The organism is Duganella sp. 1411, assembly GCF_017833525.1.
Lineage (GTDB): Bacteria > Pseudomonadota > Gammaproteobacteria > Burkholderiales > Burkholderiaceae_D > Rugamonas.
In genome coordinates this window covers 235,528-253,959 of record NZ_JAFICD010000010.1, presented here as the reverse complement: position 1 = coordinate 253,959, position 18,432 = coordinate 235,528, and the positions used below count along the sequence as shown (strand labels likewise).

Genomic DNA, 18,432 nt, shown 5'->3' with positions numbered 1-18,432 from the left:
AACAAAGAAAGATTGTGGGAGCTCATATGATTATCGATCCGATCACCGAGCCCCCATTTTACTTAGTTGGGGTATTTATTCACAACCTCTACGTGGTTAAACGATATTCCGGCGCCCCGTGACGCGGCGGGTTCGCCAGCGTCACGGACCTGTTTTGGCCTTAACGCCGCTCGCCGCGCGTCTTCAGCTGGTCCAGCAGCACCGCCACCAGCAGGATCACGCCGCGCATCAGATACTGATAAAACGCGTCGACGTCCATCAGGTTCATGACGTTTTCGACCGTGCCCATGATCAGCACGCCGATCAGCACGCCGAACATGCGCGCCTTGCCGCCCTGGAGCGAAACCCCACCCAGCACGCAAGCCGAAATCACATCCAACTCGAACCCCTGCGCCGCGTTCGGCTGGCCGCTGGTGATGCGCGAGGCCAGGATCAGACCCGCCATCGCGGTGACCAGCCCTTGCAGCAGGAAGATCCACACGCGCAGTCGCTCGACGCGCACGCCGGCCAGCCGCGCCGCCTCCGGATTGCCGCCGATGGCCAAGGTGTTGCGGCCGAAGACGGTCTGGTTCAGCAGGATGCCGAACACCAGGAAGCAGCACGCCGCCACCAGCACCGGCAGCGGCATGCCGAAGATGCGGGTGTCGCCGAAGTCGATGAAGGCGTCGTTGTTGATGCCGACCGCCTGGCCCTTCGAGACGATGAAAGCCAGGCCGCGCACCATCAGCATCGTCGCCAGCGTGGCGATCAGGGCGTTCACGCGCAGGTAGGCGATCAACACGCCATTGAGCGCGCCGATCAAGGCGCCGGCGGCGAGGCCGGCGCCAACCGCCAGCGTCACGCTGCCGCTATGTTCGAGCACGATCGCGCCCAGCACGCCGGCGAAGGCGATGGTCGAGCCGACCGACAGGTCGAAGTCGCGCGAGGCGAGGCACAGCATCATCGTGCAGGCGACCATGCCGATCTGCGCGACCGACAGCATCAGGCCGACGACGTTGGTCACCGAGAAGAAGTTTTCGACGGTGACGGCCAGCACCGCGAACAGCACGACATACGCCAGCGGCATACTGTATTCGACCAGCCATTGGCGGGAGATCAGGGGCGCCGCCGGTTTGGCGGCGGGATTGATGGATGAGACGTTCATGCGATGCTCCGGGTGGGAAGGGCAGGAGTTTCAATATGGTTGGCGGCGGGGGCGGTCGAATCGGGCAGCGCCAGGCGCAGCACCTCGGTCTCGCTGGCGTCGGCGCGCGCCAGTTCGCCGCAGATGGCGCCTTCGCGCATGACGATCACGCGGTCCGAGATGCCCAGCACTTCCGGCAGTTCGCTCGAGACGACGATCACGCAGCAACCGCGTTCGGCCACCTCGTGGATGATGCGGTAGATGTCGTTCTTGGCGCCGACGTCGATGCCGCGCGTCGGTTCGTCGAGGATCAGCACCTTCAGCCCGGGTTCGGCCAGCCAGCGCGCCAGGATCACCTTTTGCTGGTTGCCGCCGGAGAGCAGGCGGATCTCCTGCTGGCGGTTGGGCGTCTTGATGCGCAGGCGGGCGATGAATTCGTCGGCCAGCGCCGCTTCCTTCTTATGCCGCAGGAACAGGCCGCCGCGCAGGTCGATGCGGCGCACGCTGATGTTGATGTTCTCCGCCACCGAGGCGGTGGCCAGGATGCCTTGCTCCTTGCGGTCTTCCGGACAAAGCACGATGCCGGCGGCGATGGCGTCGGTCGGCGCGCCGGTCGGCACCGGGGCGCCGTCGAGCAGCACCTGGCCGGCGCTGCGCGGATCGGCGTTGTACAGCAATCGCATCAACTCGCTGCGGCCGGCGCCGACCAGGCCGAAAAAGCCCAGCACTTCGCCGCCGCGCACGGAAAAGCTTTGCGGGCCTTTCACGTGGTGGCCGTCGAGGCCTTGTATCTTCAGGCGTTCTTCGCCGAGGGGGCGGGTGCGGTAGTCGTAGATGTCGCTCAGTTCACGGCCCACCATGTCGCTGATCAGGCGATCGCGCGGCACCTCGGCCATGACGTGGTGCGTGACGATCTTGCGGCCGTCGCGGAAAATGGTGCAGGCGTCGCACAGCGCGTACAGTTCCTCCAGCCGGTGCGAGATGTAGATCAAGGTGCGGCCGTCCGCGCGCAGTTCGCGCACCAGGCGGAACAGGATCTCGGTCTCGCGGTGCGACAGGCTGCTGGTCGGTTCGTCGAAGGCGATGACCTGGGCGTCCTGCATGATGGCCTTGCAGATCTCGACCATCTGGCGCTGCGCGATCGACAGGTCGGCCAGCTTGGCGTCCGGCGCCAGGTCGACGCCGATGGCGGCCAGCTTCTCGGACACCATGCGGTACGCCTTCGGCTTGTCGAGGAAGCCGAAGCGGGTCGGCATGCGGCCCAGCAGCACGTTCTCGGCCACCGTCAGCTCGGGCACGTACTGCAGCTCCTGGTGGATCACCGCGATGCCGGCGCCGATGGCGTCCTTGGCGCTGGTGAAGTGGCGCTCGGCGCCGCCGACCAGCAGGCGGCCACCGTCCGGTTTGTATTGGCCGCCGAGGATTTTCAGCAGCGTCGACTTGCCCGCGCCGTTCTCGCCCAGCAGGCCGTGCACCTGGCCGGCGTGCGCTTCGAAGCTCACGCCGTTCAGGGCCTTCACGCCCGGGAAGAATTTGCAGACCTCGTCGAATTGGAGGTAAGCCGCCATGGCTTACATGCCCATTTGCTTGCGGACGTCGGCCTGGTTGGCGCGCGTCATCAGCATCCCCTTGGTCAGCACTTCGGCCGGCGGGGTTGCCTTTCCAGTGATCCAGTTGTACAGGTTGACCGAGGTCTCGTAGCCGTGCTGCTTGGCGCTGATCATCACCGAGCCGAAGAAGCCGGTCGGCGCCGGTTTGTTCAATTCGTTCTCGGCCGCCTTGGCGCCGCCGATGCCGACGCCGACCATCGAATCGGCCTTGATGCCGCGGCCTTCGGCGGCGCGCACCGCGCCCAGCACCGCCTCGTCGTTCAGGCCGACGGCGACCCAGTGCTTGAAGCGGGCGTTCTTGGTCAGCGCGATGTTGGCGGCGTTGAAGGCGCTTTCGGTGTCGGTCTTGGCCTGCGGCGCGTCGACGATGTTCGCGGCCGGGAAGCCGGCCGCCTTGAGCGCGTCGACCGCGCCGGTGGTGCGTTCCTTGGCGGTCGGCAGCTGGTCGTAGGCGACGCGGATCACGCCCACTTCGGCGACGTTCCATTTGCGGTTCTTGACTTCGGCGGCGATGCCTTCGCCGACCTGCTTGCCGATGGCGTAGCCGGAGATGCCCATGTGCGGGATCGATTCGATCGGCTTGCCGGTGCCGTCGACCAGGCGGTCGTCGACCGAGATCACCTTGAGGTTGTTGCGCTTGGCCGAGCGTTCGATGGCCTTGCCCAGCTTGACGTCCGGCGCGCAGATGACGAAGCCCTGGGCCTTTTGCGCGGCCAGGTTGTCGATCGCGGCGATCATCTTTTCGCCGTTGGGGATGCCGATCTTGACCAAGGTGAAGCCCTTGTCCTTGGCCGCCTGCTCGGCGTAGCGCCATTCGTCCTGGAACCACGGTTCCTCGGCCTGTTTGACGAGGAAGCCGATCTTGACCGGGTCGGCGGCGTGGGCGACGCTGGCGAATTGGGTGGCGGCGATCAGGCACAGTGACGCGGCGGCGAGCAGGGTACGTTTCATCTTTTAAGTCTCCAGTTGATTTTGTTTTTGATGTCTTTTGATGCAGCTTATTATTTGCGCATTCTTTTGGGCAGAAAAAAGCCGGCGTCAAAGCGCCGGCTCGTCTTTACCGCATCACCACTCGGCGACGCTGCCATCCGCGTGGCGCCACACGGGGTTGCGCCAGTCGGGGGCGTTTTTGCTCGCGGCGATCACGCGTTCCTCGTCCACTTCCACGCCCAAACCTGGTTTAGGCAGCGGCTTGCAGTAGCCGTCGACGATCTTGAAGTCGTCCTTGTTGATCACGTAGTCGAGCAGCTCGCCGCCCTTGTTGTAGTGGATGCCCATGCTTTGCTCCTGCAGCACGGCGTTGTACGACACGAAGTCGACCGCCAGGCACGAGGCCAGCGCCACCGGACCGAGCGGGCAGTGCGGCGCCAGGGTGACGTCGTAGGCTTCGGCCATCGAGGCGATCTTCAGGCACTCGGTGATGCCGCCGGCGTGCGACAGGTCCGGCTGCACGATGGACAGGCCGCCGGCCGCGAACACGTTCTTGAATTCGAAGCGCGAGTACATGCGCTCGCCGGCCGCCAGCGGAATCGCCGTCATTTCGGCCAGGCGCGCGTAGTACTCGGCCTGCTCGGCCAGCACCGGCTCTTCGACGAACAACGGACGGAACTGCTCCAGCTCGCGCAAGAGGGTCTTGGCCATCGGCGCGGCCACGCGGCCGTGGAAGTCCAGGCCGAATTCGATGGTGTTGCCGAACGCTTCGCGGATCTCGGCCACGCGCTGCACCGCCTTGTCGACGGCGGCCGAGGTGTCGAGCATGCCCAGCTCCTCGGTGCCATTCATCTTGAAAGTGTCGAAGCCGCCCGCTTTGAGCTTGGTGATCTGTTCGATGATGTCGGACGGACGGTCGCCGCCCACCCAGCTGTACATCTTCATGCGGTCGCGCACCAGGCCGCCCAGCAGTTCGTAGACCGGCTTGCCCATCACTTTGCCCTTGATGTCCCACAGCGCCTGGTCGATACCGGCGATGGCGCTCATCAGGATCGGCCCGCCGCGGTAGAAGCCGGCGCGGTACATGGTCTGCCACAGGTCGTTGATGCGGGCCGGGTCGGCGCCGATCAAGTAAGGTTCCATTTCCTGGACGGCGGTCTCCACGGTGCGCGCCCGGCCTTCGATGACCGGTTCGCCCCAGCCGACCACGCCTTCATCGGTCTCGATTTTCAGCAGCATCCAGCGCGGTGGAACACGGTAGGTCGTCAGTTTGGTGATTTTCATAGGAGAAGGAGAATAAGTTCAGGGAACAAACCTCAGTCTAAGCCGGGTGCCTAGATAGGAAATATGATTAATTCAACACAAGCCATATCATTATCGAATAGCAGAAATAAGCTGGCAAGCTATCTGATATCAGCATAGCTGATAGTTGTTAATTCATATCAATTTTATGCCGGCGCCCCGTAGACTGGCAGCACTCAAACTTTAACCTCCGGGAGCGCGGCCAGCATGATCGATACCAGTACGCATGTCGCTTCTACGCCCGGCATCATGCTGCTGCGCGTCGGCCAGGCCGGCAGCGCGCTGCGCTGGGACACCGCCGGGCGTTGCTGGCGCTGGCCGGATCCGCAGGGCGGCCAGTTGTACGCGTGGCCGGCGCCGGCCGGCATGCCCAGCGGCGTGCGCCTGCTGGAAAGCGCTTGCGTGATGGCGTGCTGCGCCTCCGGCCGCGTGCTGCTGGGGCAGGGCAAGCGCCTCGGCACGGTCGATTTGCCGGCGCCGGGGCAGGGCGGCCGTCCGCTGCAAAGCCAGGTGCTGGTCACCGTCGACGCCGCCGAGCCGCGCACCATCATCAGCGACGGCTGCACCGACCGCGGCGGCAATTTCGTCTTCGGCACCGCCAACACGGCCAGCGACCAGCGTCCGATCGGCAGCTTTTACCAGTATTCGCACCAGCACGGGCTGCGCCGGCTGGCGTTGCCGGTAGTGGTGCGCGCCGGCGGCATCGCCTTCAGCGCCGACGGCCGGCGCATGTATTTCGCCGATACGGCCCAGGGCGACATCATGCAGTGCGACTACGACTCGGAGCGGGCCAAGGTGTCTGGCGTGAAAACGTTTGCAACCGTGCTGGTGCCGGGCGCCGGCGCGGCCGTGGTCGACAGCGGCGACCATCTGTGGAGCGTGCAGGGCGGCGCCCTGGTGCAATACGCGGCCCATGGCGGCGCGCTGCGCCGCATCGGCCTGGCGCGCGAGGCGGCGGCCGGCGTGGCCTTCGGCGGCGACGGCCTGCGCCAATTGCTGGTGCTGGGCGCCAGCGGCGGCCTGTACGGCCTGCCGCCCGACCTGGGGCCCGACCCGCAGCAGACCATGCCGGGCGGCGTGCCCGACGTCCCGTTCGACGATGGCGGCCCCGGCCGTTTCGCCGTTCTGCCGGGACCTGCCATCGGTGATTGACGCTGCACCAGCCCGCCATATATGATGGGCGATCAAAATAATCACCCCTATGACTGATTCTCGCTCAGATCGCTTTGTTCGTTCCCACCTGAAAACCCGCCATCTGGTCTTGCTGGTAGAACTGGGCCGTCACGGCTCCATCGCACACGCGGCGCAAGCCGCCAACCTGACTCAACCCGGTGCGTCCAAATTGCTGGGCGAGCTTGAACACGCGCTCGGCGTCCAGCTGTTCGAGCGGCTCTCGCGCGGCGTCTCGCCGACCTGGTACGGGAAAGTACTTATCCGGCGCGCCGGCGCGGCGCTGGCCGAGATGGACGCGGCCCACCAGGAGGTGATGGAGCTGTTGTCCGGTCTGCGCGGGCGGGTGGGCATCGGCACCGTGCTGGCGCCGGCCACCAGCCTGGTGCCGAAGGCGATCAACCTGCTCAAGTCGCGCCACGCGCGCGTGCATGTCGCGGTCAAGATGTCGACCAGCAAAGTGCTGGTGGAGCGCCTGCGCAGCGGCGAGCTCGATCTGGTGGTCGGCCGCATCCTCGACACGGCCGCCGCCGACGAACTCAATTTCGAACCGCTGACCGACGAGCCGCACCTGCTGATCGCGCGCAGCGGCCATCCGCTGGCCGGCCGCGCCGACCTGCAGCTGGAAGAGCTGATGCACCAGTGCTGGGTGCTGCCGCCGGCCGGCAGCATCCTGCGCGACCGCCTCACCGCGCTGTTTTTGTCGCACGGCCTGGAGCAGCCCGGCGAGACCGTGGAGACGCAGGACCTGCCGGTCGTCGCCAGCCTGTTGATGAGCAGCGACATGGTGGTGGCGCTGCCGGCCGACGCCGTGCAGGCGTATCTGCAGGCGGGCTTGATGACGGTGCTGCCGTTCGATCTGGGCGTGAGCATGGATTCGTTCGGCATCGTCACGCGCAAACGGCACCAGCTCTCGCCTGGTGCCGATGCAATGTTGTTGGCTTTGCGCGACGCCGCCGCCAGCATGTATCCGCATTATCACGCGCCCGCCTAACTCCCCGTTTTCATCGCTGATCTATTGCTGTTTGCGCCATTGTGTATGTCTGATATACGAACTTGATATGGACAGAATGCAATTAGCTATTGGCTTATGAACTAGTGTTTCGCTAGCATCCAGTCTATCCGTCCGCTCTGTATCAGAGACGGAACTAATACAAACACTGGAGATGCACATGAAGCACAAGAAAATCAGCTGGCTCATCGCCACGCTCTTCACCACCCCGCTGATGGCGCAACAGGCCTTCGCACAAGCCCAGGACACCACCGCTGCGCCAGCGGCCACGCCAGCCGCCGGCGAGATCCAGCAAGTGAACGTGACCGGTATCCGCGCCTCGGTGCGCAACGCGCTGGCGGCCAAGGAAGCCAGCAACAGCATCGTGGAAGTCGTATCGTCGGAAGACATCGGCAAGCTGCCGGACACCACCATCGCCGAATCGCTGGCGCGCCTGCCAGGCCTGTCGTCCGGCCTCGATCGCGGCAACGCGTCGCAGATCGTCGCCCGCGGCATGGGCCCACGCTTCATCGGCGCGACCCTGAACGGCCGCGAACTGGCGTCGTCGGAACCTAACCGCGCCGTGCGTTTCGAGCAGTTCCCGTCGGAGTCGGTGAGCGGCGCGACCGTCTACAAAACGCAGAACGCGGAAATCGCCGAGGGTGGCATCGCCACCACCATCGATCTGCAAACCGTCTCGCCGCTGAAGTACAGCGGCCGCCAGGTGTCGTTGAAGGCCGACGCGCTGTACTACGCGCTGGCCAAGGACATCGCCGGCGCCGACAAGACCGCGCCGCGCGTGGGCGGCATCTACATCGACCAGTTCCTGAACAAGACCCTGGGCGCGGCCATCGCATTCAGCTATCAGGACCAGCCGTCGGTGCAGAAGAACGTGCGCCACTGGGGCTTCAACGAAGACCACTCGGCCGACATCAACGGCGACGGCAAGGTCGACAAAACCCCGTGGGGCTTCCAGGACGACGTGCGCCGCGGCAGCAACAAGCGTTCCAGCGTGTTGGGCAAGGTCGAATGGAAACCGAACAACGACGTCCTGATCACCGCCGACAGCTACTACGCGCGCACCAAGATCAACGAAGCCCAGATGCAGCACTGGACCGGCGACATGGGCAACTGGGACGGCGGCAACTCGGGTAACTTCAGCAACCTCGATATCCGCAACGGCTACGTCGCCGGCGGCACGCTGAACTGGTCCAAGGTCATCAACAACGACGCGCACTGGATCCAGGACAGCAGCGTGTCGGCCAGCGGCTTGAACGCCAAGGTCAACATCGGCGACTGGAAAGTCGAGACCGATCTGTCGACCTCGCACGCGCTGCGCTCCAGCCAGTGGCGCGACCTGCGTCAGAATTCGCTGTCGAGCATTCCGGTCCAGATCAACTGGTCGTTCACCGGCGACGAGCGCCAGAGCTACAACTTCGGCGGCATCGACACCGGCAACCCGGCCAACTTCGAGGCGCCGACCCTGTACGTCGACACCGACGGCCACGTGAAGGATTTGCTGAACGCGGCGTCGTTCACGGCCGCGCGCGCGATCGACAACAGCATCATCAACCGCATCAAGGTTGGCGTGCGCGCCTCGGACCGCGAGAAGAGCTATCGCCAGACCACCTGGCAGCTGTCGCAGAACTCGGCGATCCCGGCTTCCGACTACGAGACCGTCAACGTCTCCGGCTTCCCTTCGTACATCGTGCTGAAGGACTTCGGCGCCAGCACGGCGGCGGCCTTCGGTCCGAACGCGTTCGATCCTAGCGGCCGTCCGCAGACCCAGAACGACTTGCTGTCGGGCTGGAAGGTCAAGGAGCGCAGCACCTCGGCCTTCATCCAGGGCGACCTGGATGGCGAAGCCTTCGGCAAGACCTATCGCGGCAACGTCGGCGTGCGCGTGGTGCACACCAAGCAGACCGGCTACGGCATGCAGTCGCTGAACGGCGCGGCGCCAACCGATGTGGAAGGCGGCACCTCGTACACCGAGATCCTGCCTAGCCTGAACACCATCTTCAACCTGGATGAGAAGCAGGAACACCAGATCCGTTTCAGCCTGGCCCGCGCCATGTCGCGCGCGCCGATGGATGAAATGCGCGCCTCGCGCAACCTGAACGTGGTTGCCGATTCGACCCAGCCGATCACCGGCAGCGCCGGTAACCCCGAGCTCAAGCCGATGATGGCCAACCAGGTCGATCTGGCCTACCAGTGGTACTTCTCGAAAGGTTCGCTGCTGTCGGCCGGCGCGTTCTACAAGAAGGTCCAGCGCTACATCGCCCTGACCAGCGACACCACCGTCATCAACGGCCGCGCCGCGACCGTGACCCGTTCGATCAACGGCGACGGCGGCGATATCCGTGGTCTGGAGCTGGTGTACCAGCAAGCGTTCACCGGTCTGCCGGCGCCGTTCGACGGCCTGGGCATCGCCAGCAACTACGCCTACACCACCAGCAACATCCGCGAAGCCACGCCAACGGTCAATCCGTACCCGATCGAAGGCCTGATGAAGCACAACGGCGGCGTGACCCTGTGGTACGAAAAAGCCGGTTACGAAGCGCGTCTGTCGGCCAACTACAAGAGCGCCTTCGTGCGTAACCCGACCTGGAACGCCGGTCAGCTGATCGAGAACGAAGCCGAAACCTATCTGACGCTGAACCTGGCCAAGCAGATCACGCCTAACATCCAGCTGCGCTTCGGCATCGACAACCTGACCAACCAGAAGGCGGTCTACACCAGCGCCAACATCCCTGTGCAGCAGGAAGTGACCGAGTTCGGTCGCCGCTTCAACCTGGGCCTGTCGTTCAAGCTGTAATGCGGGTTTAGTTTGTTGTAGTTCGCTGTAACCTTTTTATCGTGGTTTTACGGAGCGGTGCGTGAAAGCGCTGCTCCGTTTTTTTTTAACCCGCACAGCCAGGCGGGGCCGTACCCCGGATGGGGTACGGCCCCAGGTTTTCGGGTTTCGCCTATCGGGAGTCCAATTTGAATTCCAACATCTTCAACTGGCGGCGCGTATGCTCCGCCTTTTTGCTGCTGGCGGCCTGCGTGTCCGCCCACGCGGCCACCGCTACCAACAAGCCGGAGGTCAAGGCGGGGCGCGAGCGCCTGTCGCTCGACCGCGGCTGGCTGTTCCATCTGGGCGACGTGGTCCAGCCGCCCATTGTCGGCCACGAGGAATCGTATAGCAATGCCAAGGCCGGCAACGCGCCCGGCGCGGCCGGCACCGAGTTCGACGACTCCGACTGGCGCCGCCTCGATCTGCCGCACGACTGGGCCGTCGAAGGTCCGTTCGACCCCAAGGCCAACATCTCGCAGGGCTATCGCCCGCGCGGCATCGGCTGGTACCGCCGCTACCTGAAGGTCGACCCGGCCGATCGCGGCCGCCACTTCGAACTGCAGTTCGACGCCATCGCCACCCATGCCACGGTTTGGGTCAACGGCAATGTGGTCAACCGCAACTGGTCCGGCTACAACACCAGCAATATCGACATCACCCCGTATCTGAACTACGGCGACTCGCTCAACACCATCTCGATCCGCGCCGACGCCGAGGCGATGGAGGGTTGGTGGTACGAGGGCGCCGGCATGTACCGCCACGCGTGGCTGGTCAAGCGCGCGCCGCTGCACGTGGCCACCGACGGCGTGTACGCCGTGCCGCGCGCCGGCAAAGGCAAGCAATGGACCTTGCCGGTGGAAGTCACCGTCAACAACAGCGGCAAGCAGGCATCGGACGTCACCGTCGAAGTCACGCTGTTCGACCCGGCCGGCAAGCAGGTCGGCCGCCAGACCGCCAAGGCCAGCATCGGCGTGCTGAAGGACGCCGTCGTCAAGCTGCCGTTTTCCGTCAACGATCCGGCCCTGTGGTCGATCGCCAAGACTAATCTGTATCGCGTGGCCACCCGCGTCATCCAGGACGGCAAGGCGCAGGACGAGGTGTCGCTGCACACCGGCTTCCGCAGCATCCGCTTCGACGCGCAGCAAGGCTTCTTCCTCAACGGCGAACACCTCAAGCTGCAGGGCGTGTGCATCCACCAGGACCATGCCGGCGTCGGCGTGGCGATCCCGGATTCGGTGTGGGAGTACCGCCTGCGCCGCCTGAAGGAACTGGGCGTGAACGCGATCCGCTTCTCGCACAACGCGCCGGCGGCCGAGGTGCTCGACATGGTCGACCGCATGGGCTTTGTCGTCATGGACGAGAACCGCAACTTCAATCCGTCGCCGGACTACATGAAGCAGCTGGAGTGGATGGTCAAGCGCGACCGCCACCATCCGGGCATCGTCCTGTGGTCGGTGTTTAACGAGGAGCCGGTGCAGGGTTCGGAAGTCGGCTACGAGATGGTGCGCCGCATGGCCGCCGTGGTCAAATCGCTGGACGATACCCGTCCGGTGACGGCGGCGATGAACGGTGGCTTCTTCAGCGACTTGAACGTCTCGCACGCGGTCGACGTGGTCGGCGCCAACTACCAGGTGCCGGACTACGACCGCTATCACAAGGCCTTCCCGAACAAGCCTTTCACCAGTTCGGAGGACACGTCGGCGTTCATGACGCGCGGCGAGTTCAAGACCATCAAGGAAAAGGGCATCATCGCCAGCTACGATGACCTGAGCGATGCGGCCCTGTGGGGCAACACCCACCGCGACGCCTGGGAGGCGATCGCCGCCCGTCCCTACGTCGCGGGCGGCTTCGTCTGGACCGGCTTCGATTATCGCGGCGAACCGACGCCGAACGATTGGCCCGCCGTCAGCTCGGTGTTCGGCATCATGGACCTGAACGGCTTCCCGAAGAACGCCTACTATATCCACCAGGTCCAGTGGATCAAGGACCGTCCGCTGATCCACATCGCGCCGCACTGGAACTGGAGCGGCAGCGAGGGCAAGGACATCCGCGTGATGGTGATGGCCAACGTCGAGAAGGTGCAATTGCTGTTGAACGGTAAAGCGCTGGGCGAGCAGCAGGTCGACCCGTTCCGCATGAACTTCTTCAACGTGCCTTACGCGCCGGGCAAGCTGGAGGCGATCGGTTACCGTGGCGGCAAGGAAGTCGCGCGCACGTTGGTGGAGACCACCGGCGCCGCCGTCGCGCTGGAGCTGGTGCCTGACCGCGCGCAGCTGGCCGGCGACGGCCGCGACGCCATGCCGATCACCGTGCGCGCGCTCGACGCGCAAGGCCGCGCGGTGCCGCTGGCCGACGCCAACGTCACGTTCGCGGTGACGGGCGGCGGCCGCTCGATCGGCCATGGCAACGGCGATCCGACTTCGCACGAGGACGAGAAGGGCGCCACGCGCCGTTTGTTCAACGGCCTGGCGCAGCTGATCGTGCAGACCAACTGGGACAGCAAGCAAGCGATCGACGTGGTGGCCACGGCCCCCGGCCTGCGCGCGGCGAAGATTTCGATTCCGGTCAAGGCGGTGGCGGCCGAGCCGTTCGTCGCCAGCGCCGACGCGCCGACCACGTTCGTGCGCAGCTGGCGCATCGCGCCGGTCGGCGATACGCGTCCCGACCCGAACCAGAAACTGGCCGGCTTCGACATGAACACCTGGGGCTGGGGCTCGCCGCCGCTGTGGGCCGGCGCCGGCGCCAAGTACCACCTGTACCGCTCCAGCTTCACGCCGCGCAAGAACCTGGCCGACGGGAACGGCCTGATCCGTTTCGGCGGCATCCGCGGCAAGGCCGAGGTGTGGGTCGACGGCGTGTTGGTCGGCAAGAAGGACGGCTACGCGCCCGCGCCGCTGGACTTGTCGTTGCCTGCGGGCACCGGCAAGCGCGAAATCAATGTGATCGTCGAAGCCGAGCCCGGTCAGGGCAGCGGCATCGAGGGCCACGTCACGATCGAGCCGCTGGTGAAGTAATAAGGCTGGCAAAGTAATAAGATTGTGTCGCGCAGTATTAGGCATTAATTAAATCCGTGTCGGCGGCCGCAAAATGGCGCCGCCGGCGCGTGATTCGGTTGACGGCGCCCCGCGCGCTGCCTATAGTGGCGGGATGATTTCTGAATTCCAAGAACTATCCGATAAGATCGACCAGTTGGCCGAGATGACCAATGCCTTGCGTCGCGAGAACGCGCAGTTGCGCCAAGCCAATGCCGCGCTCGTGGTCGAGAACATGGGTTATCAGCGCCGCCTGCGCGAAGCGTCCGACCGCATCGTGGCGTTGCTGGAAAAGGTGCCGTCGCTGGACGGCGAGCCGGCGGCCGAGCAGGACCAAGCGGCCGGCGACGTGCCTGAAAAAGAGGATGTACGATGATTCAGCTGGATGTCACCATCATGGGCTCGCCGTACCGCCTGGTATGCAAACCCGAGGAGGAGCGCGCGCTGCGCGAGGCGGCCAGCTTCCTGGACATGAAGATGACCACCATCCGCGACGCCGGCAAGATCAAGGGCAACGACCGCATCGCCGTGATGGCCGCGCTCGGCATGGCGGCGGAATTCCTGTCGGTGAAAGCGCCGCAGGGACCGTTGTCGGACATGTCGATCCTGGAGGTGCAGACCAAGATCAGCGCCATGCACAAAGTGCTCGATAGCGCACTGACTCCACAAGAAACCCTGTTTTAATTCGTTAAACTCCTTCCTTTGCGGCGGACAAGAGAGTAAACTTCTTCTCACCCTGCGGTGTTCGCGATTGCCATATATTCCTTGAACCATTTATGTGCACCGGTTGCGGAATTTTGTTCGATGGGCGTGAGCGTCGCTAGACCGATGAACCCGAAATTGAACTAACTGTGACCACCTTGAACCGTTTGGTTCGGGATGCCGGCAAAGACGGCACAGGCGGGGCCTTACACTTAGAAAGCGGTTGTTAGCATGTGAATGCGCAGCCGCTTTTTTTCGTCTGGAGAAAAGCGATGCAATATTGGTTGATGAAGTCCGAGCCGGACGAGGTCAGTATCGACGACGTTATGGCGTCGCCCGGCCAGACCACGCCGTGGTTCGGCGTGCGTAACTACCAGGCGCGCAATTTCATGCGCGACCAGATGAAGGACGGCGACGGTGTGCTGTTCTATCACTCCAGCTGCCCGGAGCCGGGCATCGCCGGGCTGGCGGTGGTGGTGGGCGGGCCGTATCCCGACGCCACGCAGTTCGACAAGAAGAGCAAGTACTACGACGCCAAGGCGACGCCCGAGCAGCCGCGCTGGATTTCGGTCGATGTGAAGGGGACGGAGAAAACCCGCCTGCTGTCGCTGGCCGAGATGCGGACCATCCCGGCGCTGGAGGACATGGTGGTGCTGCAGAAGGGCAGCCGCCTGTCCATCACGCCCGTCACGGCGGCGCAATGGAAGGCGATCGTCAAGCTATTAAAGTAGTTCAAGCCCGCAGGCGTTTAGCGATACGCCCGCGTCCCAGCTTAGGGGTCGCACCCCGTACGGGGTACGACCCCGCGTGGCGGTGCGGGTTTAGCTCGCGCGCGGCAGGATAGGTGCGCGGCCCTTTTGTTTGACCTTGTAGGCCCACACCAGCATGGCGATGGCGCCGACGATCATCGGCAGCGACAGCACCTGGCCGGAGGTGATCGGCATGCCCAGCACCGTGGTCTCCCAGTCCGGCGTGCGGAAGTACTCGGTGAAGAAGCGCGCGCACCCGTACAGCAGCGTGTAGAACGCGCCCACCGCCAGGCGCGGACGCTCCTTGCGCGCGTACAGCCACAGGATCACGAACACCAGCAGCCCGTCGATCAGCATCTGGTAGATCGGCGACGGATGGCGCAGCCCTGGCAGGAACACCGGGTTGGGGAACAGCGGATACGAGATGTCCGGCCACATCATCGCCCACGGCAGCGACGGATCGGACACCACGCGGCCCGGCAGTTCGGCGTTGATGAAGTTACCCAGGCGTCCCGCCGCGTAACCGAGCGGCACCAGCGGGGCGATGAAGTCGTAGACGTCGAGCAGGTTGCGGCCGGCGCGGCGCGACCACACCGCCATCGCGATCAGCACGCCCAGGAAGCCGCCGTGGAACGACATCCCGCCGTGCCAGATCTTGAAGATCTCGATCGGGTTGGAGAAGTATTTGACCGGCTCGTAGAACAGCACCTCGCCCAGCCGGCCGCCGATGACGACCCCCAGCATCCCGTAGAATAGCATGTCGTCCAGGTCCTCCTTGCGCCAGCCCTGCGCGGCGATGTGCGGCTGCTTGATGCGCACCCGGCCCAGCGTGACGAACAGCGCGAAGGCCAGCACGTACATCAAGCCATACCAGTGGATCGCCACCGGTCCCAGATGGATGGCGACCGGATCGGGCATCGGGTGTATCAGCATAAGGCGTTCTTTCCTAGATTCTTGCTCAGTAATTCCAAAAAGCCCCGCAGCACCGGCGAGGCGTTGTCGCGGCGCCAGGCCAGGCCTGTTTCGACCAGCGGGCTGGCGTCCGCCAAAGCCCGGTATTCTACCCCGGGCCGCATCAGGTTGGACACCGACTGCGGCACCAGCGCCATGCCCATGCCGGCCGACACCAGGCTGACGATGGTCTGCATCTGGATCGCCTGCTGGCCGATCTCCGGCGTGATGCCGGCCTCGCGGAACACCGAGACGATGGCGTCGTACAGCGCCGGCGAGATCGCGCGCGGGAAGACGATCAGCGGCAACGGCGGCAGCGCGGCCAGCGCCACCTTGCCCTTTTTCGGCAGCAGCCCGGCCGGCACGGCCAGCACCAGCGGCTCGTTCAGCACCGGCAGGTACTCCAGTTCCAGTTTGGCCTTGTCTGGCAGCGGAGGGATCAGCAGGCCGGCGTCGATGCGGTTGTGCAGCAGGTCGTCGAGCTGCAGGTCGGACGTGGCCTCCTGCAGCGTGATCTGCACCTGCGGATAGGCGGCGCGGTAGGCGCGCAGGAAGGGCGGCAGCACGCTGTAGTCGGCCGAGGAGACGAAGGCCAGCGTCAGGCGTCCCACCTCGCCGGCGGCGGCGCGCTGGACCAGCTGCGGCAGCTCCTGCGCCCGCGCCAGCATCCTCCTGGCCTCCGGCAGCAGCGCCAGGCCGGCCGGCGTCAGCGCCACGCCACGGCGGCTGCGCTCGAACAGCGCGGCGCCGAGCAACTGCTCGAGCGCCTGGATCGTCTGCGACAGCGGCGGCTGCGTCATGTGCAGGCGCAGGGCCGCCTTGCCGAAGTGGAGTTCCTCGGCCACGGTGACAAAATAGCGCAGCTGCCGTAGTTCCAGGTTCATCCTCGTTCCAGATTCATATGCGTTGGTATTGAAATTCAGTCTGGTGATATTTTATACGACTCACAGAAGCGAAAATCATATATTTGACACCGGGGCAGGGGCAAGGCAATCTGTCAGGCTACGCTCAAAGCCTTAGAGCCGCCTTATCACTGGAGAAACATCATGCCCCAATACCGTTCCCGCACCACCACCCACGGCCGCAACATGGCCGGCGCGCGCGCCCTGTGGCGCGCCACCGGCATGAAGGATGGCGATTTCGACAAGCCGATCGTCGCCGTGGTCAACTCCTTCACGCAGTTCGTGCCCGGCCACGTGCACCTGAAGGACCTGGGACAGCTGGTGGCGCGCGAGATCGAGAAGGCCGGCGGCGTGGCCAAGGAATTCAACACCATCGCCGTCGACGACGGCATCGCCATGGGCCACGGCGGCATGCTGTATTCGCTGCCGTCGCGCGACCTGATCGCCGACTCGGTCGAGTACATGGTCAACGCCCACTGCGCCGACGCCATGGTGTGCATCTCCAACTGCGACAAGATCACGCCGGGCATGCTGATGGCCGCCATGCGCATCAACATCCCGGTGGTGTTCATCTCCGGCGGCCCGATGGAGGCCGGCAAGGTGGTCAAGGTGGTCAACGGTACGCAGAAGATCATCAAGCTCGATCTGGTCGACGCCATGATCAAGGCCGGCGATCAAACCGTCAGCGACGCCGACGTCGCCGAGATCGAGCGTTCCGCCTGTCCGACCTGCGGTTCGTGCTCGGGCATGTTCACCGCGAACTCGATGAACTGCCTGACCGAGGCGCTGGGCCTGGCCCTGCCGGGCAACGGCACCATCCTGGCCACCCACTCGGACCGCGAACAGCTGTTCCTGCGCGCCGGCCGCCTGATTGTCGAACTGGCCAAGCGCCACTACGAGCAGGACGACTACTCGGTGCTGCCGCGCTCCATCGCCACCAAGGCCGCGTTTGAAAACGCCATGGCGCTCGACGTCTCGATGGGTGGCTCCACCAACACCGTGCTGCACCTGCTGGCGGCCGCGCACGAGGCGGGCGTCGACTTCAACATGGCCGACATCGACCGGATCTCGCGCAAGGTGCCATGCCTGTGCAAGGTCGCGCCGATGACGGACAAGTACCACATCGAAGACGTGCACCGCGCCGGCGGCATCATCGGCATCCTGGGCGAACTGGCGCGCGGCGGCCTGCTGGACACCTCGCTGCCGACCATCCACGCGCCGACCATGGCCGACGCGATCGAACGCAACGATATCAAGCGCAGCGACGATCCGGCGGTGCACCAGCTGTTCCGCGCCGCCCCGGGCGGCGTGCCGACGCAGACCGCGTTCTCGCAGTCGGAGCGGTTTGCTACGCTGGATCTGGACCGTAGCACCGGCTGCATCCGCGACAAGGCGCACGCCTATTCGCAGGACGGCGGTTTGGCGGTGTTGTACGGTAACCTGGCGGAGAAGGGCTGCATCGTCAAGACGGCCGGCGTCGACGAAAGCATTTTGAAATTCAGCGGCAAGGCGCGCGTGTTCGAGAGCCAGGATTCGGCGGTCGAAGCGATCCTGGGCGACACGGTGCACGAGGGTGATGTCGTGATCATCCGCTACGAGGGGCCGAAGGGCGGTCCCGGCATGCAGGAGATGCTGTATCCGACGTCGTACATCAAGTCCAAAGGGCTGGGCAAGGCGTGCGCGCTGTTGACGGATGGCCGATTCTCGGGCGGTTCGTCGGGGCTGGTGATCGGCCACGCCTCGCCGGAGGCGGCCGAGGGCGGCGCCATCGGCCTGGTGGAGGAGGGCGACATGATCGATATCGACATCCCGAACCGCACCATCAGCCTGCGCATCAGCGACGCCGACCTGGCGGCGCGCCGCCAGGTCATGGAAGCGAAGGGCGGCGACGCCTGGCAGCCGGTCAACCGCGAGCGTTATGTGTCGCAGGCGTTGCAGGCGTATGCGGCGCTGACCACCTCCGCCGACCGCGGCGCGGTGCGCGATTTGTCGCAGTTGAAGCGATAAGCGATTGGCATGGTTGTGAACGGCCCGGGTATATTGGGCCCTTCTAAATCACGTAGGGCGGATTAGGCGGAACGCCGTAATCCGCCATCCATGAGCAGCCTCCGGCGCACGTCAAATCGCGGCAAAC

At 64.8% G+C, this 18,432-nt stretch carries 14 protein-coding genes and 1 other RNA gene; 9 read left to right on the top strand and 6 right to left on the bottom strand.

The features are described 5' to 3' along the window. Positions 1 to 160 precede the first annotated feature (160 nt). The 4 genes from araH to dgoD form a co-directional block, all read right to left on the bottom strand. Entirely contained in the window at positions 161 to 1,144 is a 984-nt protein-coding gene (gene araH / locus JOD97_RS31510) for an L-arabinose ABC transporter permease AraH (protein WP_209726751.1), read from the bottom strand. Further along, a complete protein-coding gene (gene araG / locus JOD97_RS31505) occupies positions 1,141 to 2,691 on the bottom strand; it encodes an L-arabinose ABC transporter ATP-binding protein AraG (RefSeq protein WP_209726750.1) in 1,551 nt (516 codons plus the stop codon). Before araG ends, araH begins: the two co-directional genes overlap by 4 nt. Positions 2,692 to 2,694: 3 nt before the next feature. Beyond that, positions 2,695 to 3,684 carry an arabinose ABC transporter substrate-binding protein gene (locus JOD97_RS31500; protein ID WP_209726749.1) on the bottom strand — a complete coding sequence of 330 codons (990 nt, stop codon included), beginning with the start codon at positions 3,682 to 3,684 and terminating at the stop codon, positions 2,695 to 2,697. A gap of 114 nt (positions 3,685 to 3,798) precedes the next feature. After that, positions 3,799 to 4,947, bottom strand: coding sequence for a galactonate dehydratase (dgoD, locus tag JOD97_RS31495; protein WP_209726748.1), 1,149 nt, complete (start codon positions 4,945 to 4,947; stop codon positions 3,799 to 3,801). Between the two features lie 225 nt (positions 4,948 to 5,172). On the opposite strand from dgoD, the gene JOD97_RS31490 reads away from it, so the two are divergent. The 8 genes from JOD97_RS31490 to JOD97_RS31455 all read left to right on the top strand — a co-directional run bounded on the left by JOD97_RS31490 (position 5,173) and on the right by JOD97_RS31455 (position 14,427). Then, a complete protein-coding gene (locus tag JOD97_RS31490; RefSeq protein WP_229264856.1) occupies positions 5,173 to 6,117 on the top strand; it encodes an SMP-30/gluconolactonase/LRE family protein in 945 nt (314 codons plus the stop codon). Positions 6,118 to 6,166: 49 nt separating this feature from the next. Further along, entirely contained in the window at positions 6,167 to 7,129 is a 963-nt protein-coding gene (locus JOD97_RS31485) for a LysR substrate-binding domain-containing protein (protein WP_209726747.1), read from the top strand. A gap of 178 nt (positions 7,130 to 7,307) precedes the next feature. Further along, complete coding sequence (locus tag JOD97_RS31480; RefSeq protein WP_209726746.1) at positions 7,308 to 9,941, top strand: TonB-dependent receptor; 2,634 nt, start codon at positions 7,308 to 7,310, stop codon at positions 9,939 to 9,941. A gap of 167 nt (positions 9,942 to 10,108) precedes the next feature. After that, positions 10,109 to 12,976 carry a beta-galactosidase GalA gene (gene galA, locus JOD97_RS31475; protein ID WP_229264855.1) on the top strand — a complete coding sequence of 956 codons (2,868 nt, stop codon included), beginning with the start codon at positions 10,109 to 10,111 and terminating at the stop codon, positions 12,974 to 12,976. 133 nt (positions 12,977 to 13,109) lie between these two features. Next, the gene (locus JOD97_RS31470) at positions 13,110 to 13,370 is read left to right on the top strand and encodes a hypothetical protein (RefSeq protein ID WP_209726744.1); all 261 of its coding nucleotides are present in this window, start codon (positions 13,110 to 13,112) and stop codon (positions 13,368 to 13,370) included. Next, positions 13,367 to 13,678, top strand: a complete 312-nt coding sequence (locus JOD97_RS31465; protein WP_209726743.1) for a cell division protein ZapA — start codon at positions 13,367 to 13,369, stop codon at positions 13,676 to 13,678. The genes JOD97_RS31470 and JOD97_RS31465 overlap by 4 nt, the downstream gene beginning before the upstream one ends. 46 nt (positions 13,679 to 13,724) lie before the next feature. Then, a non-coding RNA gene (gene ssrS, locus JOD97_RS31460) (6S RNA) lies at positions 13,725 to 13,905 on the top strand. Positions 13,906 to 13,968: 63 nt separating this feature from the next. After that, complete coding sequence (locus JOD97_RS31455; protein ID WP_209726742.1) at positions 13,969 to 14,427, top strand: EVE domain-containing protein; 459 nt, start codon at positions 13,969 to 13,971, stop codon at positions 14,425 to 14,427. Positions 14,428 to 14,517: 90 nt separating this feature from the next. Here JOD97_RS31455 and lgt read toward each other — a convergent pair whose 3' ends face one another. Both lgt and JOD97_RS31445 read right to left on the bottom strand, forming a co-directional pair. Beyond that, complete coding sequence (gene lgt / locus JOD97_RS31450) at positions 14,518 to 15,378, bottom strand: prolipoprotein diacylglyceryl transferase (RefSeq protein WP_209726741.1); 861 nt, start codon at positions 15,376 to 15,378, stop codon at positions 14,518 to 14,520. Continuing rightward, complete coding sequence (locus tag JOD97_RS31445; protein ID WP_209726740.1) at positions 15,372 to 16,280, bottom strand: LysR family transcriptional regulator; 909 nt, start codon at positions 16,278 to 16,280, stop codon at positions 15,372 to 15,374. The genes lgt and JOD97_RS31445 overlap by 7 nt, the downstream gene beginning before the upstream one ends. Positions 16,281 to 16,442: 162 nt before the next feature. On the opposite strand from JOD97_RS31445, the gene ilvD reads away from it, so the two are divergent. Continuing rightward, entirely contained in the window at positions 16,443 to 18,305 is a 1,863-nt protein-coding gene (ilvD, locus tag JOD97_RS31440) for a dihydroxy-acid dehydratase (protein WP_209726739.1), read from the top strand. The last annotated feature ends 127 nt before the right edge of the window (positions 18,306 to 18,432 follow it).

Coding starts and splice junctions, on each gene's coding strand:
- araH (WP_209726751.1), bottom strand. CDS start 1,144: ATGAACGTCTCATCCATCAATCCCGCCGCCAAACCGGCGGCGCCCCTG.
- araG (WP_209726750.1), bottom strand. CDS start 2,691: ATGGCGGCTTACCTCCAATTCGACGAGGTCTGCAAATTCTTCCCGGGC.
- JOD97_RS31500 (WP_209726749.1), bottom strand. CDS start 3,684: ATGAAACGTACCCTGCTCGCCGCCGCGTCACTGTGCCTGATCGCCGCC.
- dgoD (WP_209726748.1), bottom strand. CDS start 4,947: ATGAAAATCACCAAACTGACGACCTACCGTGTTCCACCGCGCTGGATG.
- JOD97_RS31490 (WP_229264856.1), top strand. CDS start 5,173: ATGATCGATACCAGTACGCATGTCGCTTCTACGCCCGGCATCATGCTG.
- JOD97_RS31485 (WP_209726747.1), top strand. CDS start 6,167: ATGACTGATTCTCGCTCAGATCGCTTTGTTCGTTCCCACCTGAAAACC.
- JOD97_RS31480 (WP_209726746.1), top strand. CDS start 7,308: ATGAAGCACAAGAAAATCAGCTGGCTCATCGCCACGCTCTTCACCACC.
- JOD97_RS31470 (WP_209726744.1), top strand. CDS start 13,110: ATGATTTCTGAATTCCAAGAACTATCCGATAAGATCGACCAGTTGGCC.
- JOD97_RS31465 (WP_209726743.1), top strand. CDS start 13,367: ATGATTCAGCTGGATGTCACCATCATGGGCTCGCCGTACCGCCTGGTA.
- JOD97_RS31455 (WP_209726742.1), top strand. CDS start 13,969: ATGCAATATTGGTTGATGAAGTCCGAGCCGGACGAGGTCAGTATCGAC.
- lgt (WP_209726741.1), bottom strand. CDS start 15,378: ATGCTGATACACCCGATGCCCGATCCGGTCGCCATCCATCTGGGACCG.
- JOD97_RS31445 (WP_209726740.1), bottom strand. CDS start 16,280: ATGAACCTGGAACTACGGCAGCTGCGCTATTTTGTCACCGTGGCCGAG.
- ilvD (WP_209726739.1), top strand. CDS start 16,443: ATGCCCCAATACCGTTCCCGCACCACCACCCACGGCCGCAACATGGCC.